This is a genomic window from Neobacillus sp. PVCKKU3, assembly GCF_058323225.1.
Map to the genome: position 1 here is coordinate 16,311 of NZ_JBLVQN010000062.1, position 12,269 is coordinate 28,579.

13 protein-coding genes are annotated in these 12,269 nt (G+C 39.3%); 11 read left to right on the top strand and 2 right to left on the bottom strand.

Features of this window, described 5'->3' with window-relative positions:
• The first annotated feature begins 46 nt into the window (after positions 1-46).
• The 11 genes from ACNQGS_RS27335 to ACNQGS_RS27385 all read left to right on the top strand — a co-directional run bounded on the left by ACNQGS_RS27335 (position 47) and on the right by ACNQGS_RS27385 (position 10,936).
• Positions 47-466: a PaaI family thioesterase gene (locus ACNQGS_RS27335; protein WP_491490134.1), complete on the top strand. Its 420-nt coding sequence runs from the start codon at positions 47-49 to the stop codon at positions 464-466.
• A 37-nt stretch (positions 467-503) separates the two neighbouring features.
• Entirely contained in the window at positions 504-1,298 is a 795-nt protein-coding gene (locus ACNQGS_RS27340; protein WP_491490135.1) for an enoyl-CoA hydratase/isomerase family protein, read from the top strand.
• Positions 1,299-1,400: 102 nt separating this feature from the next.
• Positions 1,401-3,020, top strand: coding sequence for a long-chain fatty acid--CoA ligase (locus ACNQGS_RS27345; RefSeq protein WP_491490136.1), 1,620 nt, complete (start codon positions 1,401-1,403; stop codon positions 3,018-3,020).
• 461 nt (positions 3,021-3,481) lie between these two features.
• A complete protein-coding gene (locus tag ACNQGS_RS27350) occupies positions 3,482-4,546 on the top strand; it encodes an LLM class flavin-dependent oxidoreductase (protein WP_491490137.1) in 1,065 nt (354 codons plus the stop codon).
• Positions 4,547-4,701: 155 nt separating this feature from the next.
• Positions 4,702-5,160, top strand: a complete 459-nt coding sequence (locus tag ACNQGS_RS27355) for a TRAP transporter small permease (protein WP_491490138.1) — start codon at positions 4,702-4,704, stop codon at positions 5,158-5,160.
• A 41-nt stretch (positions 5,161-5,201) separates the two neighbouring features.
• On the top strand, positions 5,202-6,512 hold the full coding sequence (locus ACNQGS_RS27360) for a TRAP transporter large permease (RefSeq protein ID WP_491490139.1): 1,311 nt from the start codon (positions 5,202-5,204) through the stop codon (positions 6,510-6,512).
• A 106-nt stretch (positions 6,513-6,618) separates the two neighbouring features.
• On the top strand, positions 6,619-8,526 hold the full coding sequence (locus ACNQGS_RS27365) for a sigma 54-interacting transcriptional regulator (RefSeq protein WP_491490140.1): 1,908 nt from the start codon (positions 6,619-6,621) through the stop codon (positions 8,524-8,526).
• A gap of 63 nt (positions 8,527-8,589) precedes the next feature.
• Positions 8,590-9,468, top strand: a complete 879-nt coding sequence (locus ACNQGS_RS27370; protein WP_491490141.1) for an SMP-30/gluconolactonase/LRE family protein — start codon at positions 8,590-8,592, stop codon at positions 9,466-9,468.
• Between the two features lie 35 nt (positions 9,469-9,503).
• Positions 9,504-9,809, top strand: coding sequence for a hypothetical protein (locus ACNQGS_RS27375; protein WP_491490142.1), 306 nt, complete (start codon positions 9,504-9,506; stop codon positions 9,807-9,809).
• A gap of 35 nt (positions 9,810-9,844) precedes the next feature.
• Positions 9,845-10,345: a flavin reductase family protein gene (locus ACNQGS_RS27380; protein ID WP_423798405.1), complete on the top strand. Its 501-nt coding sequence runs from the start codon at positions 9,845-9,847 to the stop codon at positions 10,343-10,345.
• 39 nt (positions 10,346-10,384) lie between these two features.
• Positions 10,385-10,936 (top strand): NADPH-dependent FMN reductase, encoded by a 552-nt coding sequence (locus tag ACNQGS_RS27385; RefSeq protein ID WP_491490143.1) that lies wholly within the window; start codon positions 10,385-10,387, stop codon positions 10,934-10,936.
• A gap of 102 nt (positions 10,937-11,038) precedes the next feature.
• Here the strand turns inward: ACNQGS_RS27385 and ACNQGS_RS27390 are convergent, their stop codons facing one another.
• Together ACNQGS_RS27390 and ACNQGS_RS27395 are read right to left on the bottom strand one after the other, a co-directional pair.
• Positions 11,039-11,182 (bottom strand): hypothetical protein, encoded by a 144-nt coding sequence (locus tag ACNQGS_RS27390; protein ID WP_423798403.1) that lies wholly within the window; start codon positions 11,180-11,182, stop codon positions 11,039-11,041.
• Between the two features lie 671 nt (positions 11,183-11,853).
• Complete coding sequence (locus tag ACNQGS_RS27395) at positions 11,854-12,114, bottom strand: Spo0E family sporulation regulatory protein-aspartic acid phosphatase (protein ID WP_423798402.1); 261 nt, start codon at positions 12,112-12,114, stop codon at positions 11,854-11,856.
• Positions 12,115-12,269: the final 155 nt, after the last annotated feature.

Sequence of the window (12,269 nt, forward strand, 5' to 3'; positions counted from 1 at the left end):
AAATTAGGATATTTACCGATAAAAAATCATGTTCAGGGAGCTTGCTATGAAAAATGAATTGGTTCTTCGTGAAGAGGAATGGATGAAAAATAACCGGTTTCGGGATTTAATCGGCCTTCAAATTGAGGATATTGGTGAAGGAACCGCTACTTTATCCTTGGCTGTACAGGACCAATTGCTGCAAGGGGCAGGAATGGTTCACGGTGGTGTCATTACTACATTAATAGATTCTGTCATCGGTTCGGCAGTAAGGAGCGAAATGCCTGATCATATGATTAGTTTAACCGCGGAGCTAAACATCAACTTTTTTCGGCCAGCTAATCAAGGAAAGATTTACGCGGAAGGAAGAATCATTAACAAAAGTAAATTACTGGCTGTAGGTGTCGGTGATGTCAAGGATGAAGATGGGAAATTGCTCGCTACTGGCAGAGCGACTTATGTTTTAAAGGATATTTCAAAGAAATAATTGATTCAATACTAAAACATGGAATGGGTGAATTTTTATGGAAGATCAATTAGTCCTCATTGAGAAAAAAGGAAGAATTGCCTACGTAATTTTAAATAGACCAGAAAAATTAAATGCACTAAGCCGGGAACTGTTCCAAGCCTTTGACAAGGCTCTTGATGAGCTAGAAAAGGACCAGGATATCAGTGTGTTAATCATCAAAGGAAATGGCAGGGCTTTCAGCGTAGGCTACGATGTTGGCAAATACAGGGAGCCAAGCGTCACGGAGGACAGAGATTACTTGGAAGAATGCACAAGGCGCTGGATAAGACTTTGGGAATATCCAAAGCCGGTCATTGCCCAGGTTCAAGGATTTGCTTTAGCAGGGGGAACCCAAATGTTGGCTTGCTGCGATATTGTCATCACTGATAAGAAGGCCCAATTTGGTTTCCCATCCCTGCCTCTTGGCGGTGGATTTGTCGGCATCTATTGGGGCTGGCATGTTGGACCGCAGCGCGCAAAAATGTTAGACCTGACTGCAGGAAGCCGGATAAGTGGAGAAAAAGCTGTGCAATACGGATTTGCAGCAGAGTGCTTTGATGCGGAATGTCTTGAGGAAGAAACATTAAAGATCGCAAGAGGCATTGCTAAAACTCCAGCGGATGTATTGAAGCTGAAAAAGATGGCCCATAATCGGATTATGGATTTACAAGGGTTCCGTACCGGTTTGATGTATGGACCCGAACAAGATGCGATTATCCATACTGCTGAAGGTATCAAGCTAATGTACCGTAAAATCAATGAACTAGGCTTAAAAGGCACAATTGAATGGTTTAACAGCCAGGAAGTGTAACAAGAAATATATTTAAAAAATAGCAGTCTATTAAACATTGGGGGATTAAGTGCATCGAGCATTTTTCTCCCCAAAAAGCCAATAAAACAGGGAGGGATGTTTATGATGGAGACGCGGCTGACAATTGACAAACTTCTGTACAGGGCAGAAAAGTACTTTCCGAAGAAAGAAGTTATTTCTAGAACTGAAAAAGGCATTGTCCGCTTAACCTATGAGGAATTTGCTAAAAGAACCCGTTCTTTAGCAAGTGTCTTGCAAATGCTAGGAGTAAAAAAAGGTGATCGGGTTGGGACATTTGCCTGGAATGACCACCGGCATTTGGAAGCATATTTTGCCATTCCCAGCATGGGTGCGGTTTTGCACACAATCAATATTAGGCTTTCTTCCGATCATCTGGCATATATCATAAACAATGCGGAAGATAAGATCCTGCTTGTCGATAAAGGACTTTTTCCGTTAATTGAGAGCATAATCGATAAAATTCCAACAGTTAGGGCAATTATCATCATGTCGGAAGACGGTGAGCTTTCCCAATCTTCGGAAAAACCTCTCTATAACTATGAATCAATCATTGCAACCGGTGATAATAGTTTCTCTTTTCCAGATGATATAGACGAAAATGAAGCTGCTGGACTGTGTTACACCTCGGCAACGACCGGAAATCCAAAGGGTGTATTATCAACTCATCGAAGTATCGTATTGCATAGCTTGATGCTCGGTCTTACAGATACGATGGGCCTGTCTGAGGAAGATCGGGCGATGCATGTAGTACCAATGTTTCACGTAAACGCATGGGGATTTCCTTTTGCATCCGTATGGTTTGGCACAACCCAAATATTGCCGGGTCCAAACTTTACTTCGCAAATACTCTTGCAATTGATAGAGTCTGAACGTGTAACATTAACGGCGGGTGTACCGACTGTCTGGATCGGGGTTCTAAATGAATTAAACAGAAAGAGTTATGATTTATCCAGCCTGCGTTATATCCTATGCGGCGGGTCGGCGCCACCGAAAGGGATTATTACCACATTTATGGAAAAATACAATGTGCCGGTCATGCATGCTTACGGGATGACTGAAACAGGTCCAGTTGCTACAGTCAGCAAACTAAAAAGCTATCATCATAATCTATCAACAGAAGAAAAAATCAACCAACTGACTAAGCAGGGAATACCAGTGCCTTTGATAGATATTAATGTCATAAATGAGTCAGGCGAAGTAAAAATGGACGGAGAAGAGATGGGAGAGGTCCTCTTTAGGGGGCCATGGATTACCGATCATTACTATAGAAAGCCGGAGCAAACGGCAGAGGCGGTAAAGGATGGCTGGCTTTATTCCGGGGATATTGCAACGGTTGATGAGGCAGGGTATATCAAAATAGTAGACAGAACGAAAGATTTGATCAAAAGCGGTGGAGAGTGGATTTCGTCTGTCCAGCTAGAGAATGCGCTTATGACCCATGAAGCTGTATTTGAAGCAGCGGTCATTGCGATTCCGCATCCGAAATGGCAGGAACGGCCTGTAGCTTTTGTCGTTTTACACGATCATTTTAAAGAAAAGGTGACAAGGGATGATTTGCTTGCATATCTAGCACCGCAGTTTGCAAAATGGTGGCTGCCGGACGAGGTTCTATTTATCCAGGAGGTACCGAAAACAGGTGTTGGCAAGTTCCTAAAAAGGAAGCTTCGCGAGGAATATGAGAACTTTTTTGTAAAAGAATAACTTTTGAGTTTCAAATGTTTTAAGCTGTTTCAAAGGTTTCAACATGTTTCAATATGTTTCGATTTTGAAACGTTTTATTTTACAACGTGGCACATAGCAATTATTTGGATGGATAGAAGGTTTGTTTTAACAGGAGGCTTATTCCTGAAATTTATAGTAACTGCAGCGGTTCATGCAGGGTTTAACAGATTAAAAGCCATTATCTTTAAAGTTGGCATAATATTTGCATCATTAAAAATGAAAAGAATTTTCCCGCTTTAATAAAGAATTCCCATGCGATTTAACGCTGCTTTTAAAGGGATTTTGTCTGAATATGTCAAACTGATATGTTTAGGGATTTTCCTGTTGTAAGGGTTTTCAGCTGAACTATCCATTCAGGTGAAAAATGATTAGTTCTAAAGTGGAGGTTTAAATTCTTTATTTATACTAAACAACTAATAAATTTTGAAAGGGATGTTAATATGACAAATCACGAAAATGAAATGAGCTTTGGTCTATTTTTCCTGAATTCTAAATCACCTTTTAAAACGGAAGACGAAGAATTAAGAAACGGTTTGGAGCAAATCAAAGCGGCAGATGAACTTGGGTTTCACAGCGCTTGGATGGCAGAACACAATGCCAGAGACTACGGGGTTGTTACTTCTTCAACCGTTTACTTAGCTGCTGCTGCGGCCCAGACTAAAAGAATTAAATTAGGATCTGCGGTAGCTAGATTACCTTTGCACCATCCAATGCAGCTGGCTGAAGAAATGACTTTAGTTGACGTCATCAGTAACGGCCGGCTTTATGTGGGGGTTGGCAAAGGGTATGACAAATTAGAATTTGATGCATACAATGTGGATTTCGATGAGAGACATGCTAGGTTCGAAGAATCTCTAGATATTTTAAAAGCAGCATTAACCAATCCGAGGATTTCTTATTCAGGACAATTTTATAATTTTAAAGACATTCCAATTAACCCTAGGCCAATTCAACAGCCTGGCCCGCCCCTCTTCGTGATGGTTTCTGGAAATGACGCCTCCATTATCAATGCTGCAAAAGATGGCTACTCGTTTGTTTTAGGCGGCATCAAAAACGATGATACTCTCCATAAAATCAATTTGTACCAAGAAACGGCCCTTGCTGCTGGATACTCGGAGGAATACGTAAATGAAGCTATGGCCCGATCAGGCAAGCTCCTTTTCGTTTATGTTGCCGAAACGGATGAACAGGCGTATGAAGAATTTGAAGAAGGATTAATGTGGTATATGTCTGAACGGGATAATCGTCCAGTGTTCGGTGTGGTTCAGCGGGATAAAGTACTTGATTATAATGAATTCCTCAAATCCGAAAACGCGATTGTCGGTTCGCCTGAAAAGGTTCGGAAAGATATTGAGAAATTCCGCGAAGAAACAGGGCTGAATAACATTATTTGTTGGATGAATATCGGTGGTCAGCCTAATGATCGGGTGATTAAATCGATGAATTTGTTCGCCAAAGAGGTAATGCCTTATTTCTGCAATGTAGAAGCCTACCAAAAGATTTAAAGTCGTTGCTGGGATAAATGCAAAATAGAAGGATGCTGCAACATAGGGGCTGTCGGAAAATTTAGATGTAATGATTGGAACCGGCAGGCCCCTTATTTAAAGCATCCAATCTTTCCCTTATTGATGAAGAATGAATAGAAAGGGGATTTGGTACTTTGTTTAATAAAATCATTAAATATATCACGGACATTAATAAATGGATTGCTTATGTCGGCCTCTTGCTGATGGTGGCCCTAGTCTTTTGTTTTTCTGTTTCAAGGACGATCGGCGTTCCAATAATCGGTGATATCGAAATTGTTCAATTTCTAATGGCTGTCATCATCTTTGCATCACTAGCTTTTACGGAATCGGAAAATTCCCACATTTCGATAGGGATATTTACGGAGAAATTGCCTTCATCCCTGCAAAATATATTAGGGATTATTGGAAAGTTGATTACATTAGTTTTCTGCCTGCTCGTTATTTGGGTTTTCATACAGAAAATGGAATACTCAACTACATCTTTGCTCTTAAAGATTCCTTTATATCCATTTAAATATTTATTGATTATCGGATTTGCAGCCTGGTGTTTGGAAATCATCAAGAAATTTGCAGATAAAAAATTCATCGATTAGGAAAATTCTCGAACAAGGGTTAGATAAAGGAGTGATATATGTTGTCCATTACTGCTGTAAGTATTATCGTCATAATCGCGGTTTTTGTCCTGATGTTTCTCCGGGTTCCCATTGCTGTTTCGATGGCTGTTCCAGCCTGTTTGGGGATTGTCTATTTAAAAGGATGGGAAACCCTGTTTTCTGTTGTTAACACCAATGTTTGGGAACAAAGCTTTTCTTATACGTTAAGTACAATTCCTCTATTTGTCCTGATGGGACAGTTATTATATTATTCAGACCTGACAACGGAATTGTTCACTGCCTTTCGGAACTGGCTCAACCAATTAAAAGGCGGATTAGGTATAGCCACAGTCGGGGCTTCCGCCATGTTCGCTGCCGCTTCCGGTTCCAGCTTGGCCACAACTGGAACGATGGGAGTTATGGCAGCAAAAGAAATGTTAAATGCTGGATATAGCAAAAGCTTAACAGGTGGTTCCATTGCAGCCGGAGGCACACTCGGAATTTTGATTCCACCAAGTACAATGTTTATCGTCTATGGAATGATGACAGAACAATCGATTGGGAAACTGTTAATTGCAGGAATTATTCCCGGGATTCTCCTAACTCTATTATTTATGCTTGCGATTTCGATCGCTATATTCATAAATCCAAACCATCATGTAAAGACGAAGGAAGAGGAAAAGATTAGCTGGAAAGAGAAGTTTAGCTCTCTAAAACCAACTATTTGGATTGTCGTTTTGTTTATAATTGTTATTGGCGGAATGTATGTCGGATTTTTCAGCGCGACAGAATCTGCCGGAGTTGGTGCTCTTGGTGCATTTGCGATTGGCTTTGCCCGCAAGAAATTAACGAAAGAGAAGATTACGGCTACTGTTTATGAAACGATTAAAACGACAGGATTTATTTTTGCCATCGTCATGGGGGCATTTATCTTAAACTATTTTTTGATGATAACTAGAGTTCCGCAGATGATTTCAGACTTTCTGTTCGCGAGAGATTTATCCGCAGCAATGATTTTTATCCTTATTATTCTTATGTACATGGTGCTTGGCTGTGTCATGGACTCCCTCTCAATGGTAGTTGTTACGATTCCAATTATACTCCCATTAGTTGAAGCACTTGGGTTTGACTTGATTTGGTTTGGCGTCATTATTGTTTTAGTAGTGGAAATGGCCCTAATAACTCCTCCGGTGGGAATGAACTGTTATGTGTTGAATGGAGTCGTTAAAGAACTGGATTTAGTCAGCATATTTAAAGGTGCCATCATCTTTGTCATTCCGATTCTAGTCTTAATAGCGTTACTGTATATATTCCCTGAAATAGCCTTGTTCTTGCCGACCTCAGTTAAATAGTTTCTTTTTATTCAGAATGTTTCGATTACAAGTTGTATAATAAATGTTGTAGTCAAAAATTAGATGAAGTTTGGCAAAGTTAAGGGGAAGCTTGGGAGGATAGATAATGGCAAGACTTATTATATCAGGCTCAGCGCCATTGGATGACTTAATCAAAAGGGCAATAGAAAAGAAAAATAAGTCAATAAAAGGGCTCGTCATAGAATCAATGGAAGGTCAGTGTATTCTTGATAACAAGAATATCATCACGAATGAAGATGTTGTTATTTGTGGTGCAGCCATTTACAAAGTTTTTAAAGACCAAAATGATCGAGGGCAATTCGTTCCGATCAGGCTGCAAGTCAACGATTTCCTAGATGCTATTCAAAAAGGATGCCAATACAGCAATGAAGTCAATCTAATCAATTTTAATGATTATATAATTGATAGAAAAATAGACCAATTTGAATCGCTATTTCAGGTCAAGATACATCAATATACGTACGAAACATGGGAAGAAGCCGAGGCAATCATTGCACAGCTTAAGGAAAATCGCCAGTCTGTCGTAATTGGTGCGGGGTTGATTACGGGACTTGCGATAGAGAATGGAATGCATGGAATTGTCTGGTACGGAGAAGAAAGTATTAACCTGGCGGTTGATATTGCTTTAGGTATTTTAAATGCCCGTTTCGAAGAAAAAAGAAATTCTCAAAGAGAAAATTACATCATGGAGAATTTTAATGAAGGAGTAATTATTTCCAGCGATACTGGACATATCGTCAACGTCAACCGCAAAGCTACTACTCTCCTTGGAATCGAAGAAAAGGACCTGCGTGGATTACATGTAAAAGAAATTCTTGTTGACACAAAAGGTATTGGTAATACTGAATGGAAAAAGGGGATAAAGGAACAAATTGTCTCCTATAAAGACAAGAATTTCTTGCTAAGTACATTTCCGATTGTTGTAGACCAACATTTTGATGGGATGGTTGGTATTTTTTCTGATATTCATGCCGTTCAGGAAAGCGGAAACAGAATAAGAAGAAAAATGTATAGCAAACCCAATATGGCCGAATACCAGTTTGAAGACATTGTTGGTGCAAGCCAAGGAATCGTAACGACAATCAAAAAGGCAATCAAATTTTCCAGGACTGATTCGAATGTTTTAATTCTTGGGGAAAGCGGTACAGGGAAGGAATTGTTTGCCCAAAGCATCCATAATAAAAGCTACAGGAAGGACCAACCTTTTATTGCCATCAACTGTGCTGCAGTACCTGATAACCTGCTTGAATCTGAATTCTTCGGATATATCGAAGGGGCGTTTACGGGAGCAAAAAAAGGGGGAAAACCAGGACTCTTTGAAAAAGCCCATAATGGGACTGTGTTCTTAGATGAGATTGGAGAAATCCCTTTAAGCATGCAGGCGAAGCTTCTTAGGGTTCTCCAAGAGAAAGTGGTCATGCGTGTTGGCAGCACGACCCCCATTCCTGTTAATGTCAGGGTTATTTCGGCAACAAATGTAAATTTGATCGACAAGGTAAAAAATAATGAATTTCGTACGGATTTATATTATCGAATTGCTGTCCTAAATTTGTATCTTCCGCCATTAAGGAACAGGTTATCTGACCTTGAACCTTTGGTGAAGTTCTTTACAACGAAACACTATCCGCAGTTTGCTCAATTAATCAATGAAAATAGTAAAGAGATCGCTTATATATTGGCTCAGCATAAGTGGCAGGGGAATATAAGAGAATTGGAAAATACATTGGAGAGAATGTTTGCTTACTTAGAGCATCCTTTTATGGTAACAAGGAAAGAATTGCTGCGAAATCTCCGTGAAGCAATAGAGGAAAATAGTATTGTTCTTCAAGAAGAAATGGGAGAACAAGATACATTTCAAGATGTAATCAAACAAGTGGAAAAAAAGCAAATCTATGAAGCTCTAAATGCAGCTAATGGAAGCAAGATTGAGGCAGCAAAATTATTAGGCATCAGCCGCAGTACTTTATGGAGGAAACTGAATCAGCCAGATTGATATGTATTGAAATTTCGAAAAATTGTGTCTACTTACAATAATCTAGTGAAATGAGGTTTAAGTGTGAACGAAACGACGGACTTTATAACCGGATTAACCTTTAGTGAGGGCCCGAGATTTTATAATGGTTACTTCTGGTTTTCTGATTTTTTTAGTAAGCGGGTGTTGAAGGCTGATATAGACTCCGGAGAAGTAGAAATGGTTTGCCGATTGGATGATCAGCCTTCAGGACTGGGATGGCTTCCAGACGGAAGGATGCTTGTCGTTTCCATGCTGAATCGAAAAGTTTACTGCCTGGAAAATAACGGGGAGCTAACAGAACACGCAGATTTGAATCCAATTGCCACATACCATTGCAATGACATGCTTGTAGATAAAGCAGGAAGAGCCTATGTTGGAAATTTCGGCGGAAATCTTTCCGCTTTAGCGAAAAAGTACGGCAGAGAAACGTTGAAAAATATGGAACTGCCGACTGCTGTCATTGCTTGTATCGAGCCGGATGGAAATGTAAAGGTTGCTGCCGAAAACATGGTTTTTCCAAATGGGACTGTTTTGACCGATAATGGAAAAACAATGGTGATCGCAGAGACGTATGGTAATCGTTTGACCGCATTTGATGTTGAGGACGACGGAACCCTCGTTAATCGGCGGGTATGGGCTCAATTTGAAAATATTTATCCAGACGGCATTTGCATTGACTCAGAAGGAGCGATTTGGGTATCTAATCCAATCGAATCTATGGTCTATCGGGTGATAGAAGGGGGAGAGATAACAGATAAAGTTCAAACAAGCCAAAACTGTTATGCTGTTGCCCTAGGTGGAAAAGAAGGAAGGACCCTTTACTGTTGTACCGCACAAACCTCCGACCCTGTTGATTCGTTTCAGTTGAAATCCGGAAAAATAGAAATAGTAGAAGTGGAGGTTCCTGCTAAACTTGTTTGAAGGATTAATATTTTATAGGATGGGAGGTCCTGGTTGTGTTAACACCTAATGTAAATGTTCCAGACTATACCTTTCAAAAAAGTATTGAAATGAACTTCGGAATCAATCGCGGTATTTATAACAGGATTGATGAATGGTTTTTCGAACAGGGGATACAAGATGTTATCGAAAGAAGACAGATTATAGTTGAGTTTTCCAATTTTGTGGTTGAGCCAAAGATGAAAATTGCAACACCGGTAAAAACGAGATTCGGAAACGGCGGCCTTGTGAAGAGTCTGAATAATTTTTGGAATGAAAGGCCATCGGTAAAGCAGGAGATATTAGATGAAGTTTATCTATAATTCAAAAAACTTGGCTGTGAGAGGAGAAAATACAGATGACAAAAACAATGGAGAAAGCAAATATTTTCAAGAAAATTATGGGGCAATATCCAACTGGAGTGACGATCGTAACCACAATGGATGAAAATGAAAACCCGGTTGGGCTGACCGTCAATTCGTTTGCTTCTGTTTCAATCGACCCGTTAATGGTGCTTTGGTGCATCGATAAAAGATCATCGGCTTTAGATGCATTCTTACAAGGGGGAAAATACGCTGTGCATACCCTTACTACAGATCAGGCAGAGGCATGCTGGGCGTTTGCTGGTAAGGAAAAAGACCGTTTTTCAAAAGTGCAATGGGAAACTTCTTCAAATGGACTACCGATTATCCAAGACTCACTAGGGGTTTTCGAGTGCAAAATCATTAATAAAATCGATGCTGGAGACCACTTTATCCTTTTAGGTGAAGTAATCGATCTTTCATTTGCCGAAAAGGCTCCTCTTTTATATTATAACCGGAATGTTGGCCGGATCCCTGAAGATTGGCCGAATCAATAGATCTTTTTTTCGATTATTGAAATATGAGGAGGAAGAGAAATGAAAATTTTAGGGGTTTCAGGCACTATTGTCGGTAGTAAGACTGCGATTGTGATTGGTAAAGTTTTAGACAAGATAAAAATCCATAATCCTGAACTAGAAATTGAGTTTTTGGATCTAAGGGATTATCAAATTGAGTTTTGTGACGGCCGTCCAATCTCTAATTACAATGGTGATACCAAAAAGGTAATTGACCAAATAATGGGGGCGGACGGATTTGTATTCGGAACGCCTATTTTCCAAGGTTCATTTAGCGGTGCATTCAAAAATTTAATTGATTTAATTCCACCGGCAGCGTTTAAACATAAGGTGATGGGTTTTGTCACGACTGGAGGAAACAATCAACATTTTCTCGTTGCAGAAAATCAGTTAAAACCACTGGCAGGTTATTTAAATGGGTACATCATATCGACAACTATTTTTGCTCACAACAGCCAGTTTAATGATAAAAATGAAGTTGTGGATGTACAGTTATTAGAAACTATAAATGACTTCGCTAAGCAGTTTTGTTATATGTGTGAGAGATTAATGGGAGTACAAATAAAAAATTAATTTGAGCAAATTTATACTCGAGGGTCCTGTTATGGGACCAGTATAACATGATGGGCAGCCAATTAAACTAATTTGGCTGCCTTTTGCCTTTCTAAAAAACCGCTAGAAAAATGTTTTCACCATCTCAGTGGTTTCATCACATTTCATGCACCGGTATTCCAATTCAAGTGCATCTTCATAAACATGGTGAACTGTTTCTTTCCTACAGTTTTCACAAAACCTCATCTGTTCTGCCTCAACAGCCACAAGGATTCCTCCGTTTCCGTGAAAATTTGGTTCATAAATATTTCTAACCTTCCCGTTTTTCTAAAAAATATTATGTATGACGTCTGGGAATAAAATATTTGATTTTTTTAAAAAGGTTGGGGAACTTAGAAAAAAGTACATATTTTACTTATCCGATAAACTTAATTGAAGTGGAGGTACGCACAAGAAGGGATCGAGATTAAGATAAAAAACGGCTGGTTCGAGGAACCCCCACAAATGGAGGACCGTCCCCGGATTATCAATAATGGGAATTGAATAAAGGGATGGGTTGAAAGTGCAAAATATAACTAGTGTCGGTTCGCTGATGCTAATAACGGTGTGGGGGGAGTTAGTTTGAATATACTTCGTTTGGTTAACTTGGTTATTACATTCGTGATCAAGGTTAGATTCTTTATAAAAATGGTAAAGAACATGAGGCTAGAACATTTATTAAGAACGCCCATCCTAACATAACTAAGTATGTGAAAAACTATCGATTTCCACATTGTCTAAAAGGTAAGCACATTCCTGTGTTTGCCTTTTTTTCTTAGCATTCTTTATAGTGGGCAGGGCAGCTAATAACCTTGCGGACAATTTAAAAAAATAGAAGTGCCATGGACTATTTAGAGAAATAAATATCGCGACATGGCACTTCAAGTTTGAATGATGCATTAGTACCGTCCCCATGCATCATAGCCTAAACGGACGATTCTATAGGTGCTTTTATGTAGAAAAAGTAAATAATCAAAGTAATCATTTATAGGGTTAAAACGTTTGGGTTGGGATAGTAATCTGTTATATTCATTTAAAAGGTCATCTAGCTCTTGACTGCAATAAATGGTTTCTTCACTATCGAGTCCCTTTGACATCCCTATTTGAATCATCTCGGCTCTTTTATTACGTATAGCTTCTGCTAATTGTGCTTGTCTCATTGCAAAAACACACCCCGAAAATGTTTGTTTAATAATTGAATTAACACAAAACGTATTATAACATTTTCAGACTTCCATAGAACGTTTTCGATAAAACAAGGTATAAAAAGATAAAAAGCGACGAAATTCTTCGGTTTTCGACGCTCTGATGCATG

Coding starts and splice junctions, on each gene's coding strand:
- ACNQGS_RS27335 (WP_491490134.1), top strand. CDS start 47: ATGAAAAATGAATTGGTTCTTCGTGAAGAGGAATGGATGAAAAATAAC.
- ACNQGS_RS27340 (WP_491490135.1), top strand. CDS start 504: ATGGAAGATCAATTAGTCCTCATTGAGAAAAAAGGAAGAATTGCCTAC.
- ACNQGS_RS27345 (WP_491490136.1), top strand. CDS start 1,401: ATGATGGAGACGCGGCTGACAATTGACAAACTTCTGTACAGGGCAGAA.
- ACNQGS_RS27350 (WP_491490137.1), top strand. CDS start 3,482: ATGACAAATCACGAAAATGAAATGAGCTTTGGTCTATTTTTCCTGAAT.
- ACNQGS_RS27365 (WP_491490140.1), top strand. CDS start 6,619: ATGGCAAGACTTATTATATCAGGCTCAGCGCCATTGGATGACTTAATC.
- ACNQGS_RS27380 (WP_423798405.1), top strand. CDS start 9,845: ATGACAAAAACAATGGAGAAAGCAAATATTTTCAAGAAAATTATGGGG.
- ACNQGS_RS27385 (WP_491490143.1), top strand. CDS start 10,385: ATGAAAATTTTAGGGGTTTCAGGCACTATTGTCGGTAGTAAGACTGCG.
- ACNQGS_RS27395 (WP_423798402.1), bottom strand. CDS start 12,114: ATGAGACAAGCACAATTAGCAGAAGCTATACGTAATAAAAGAGCCGAG.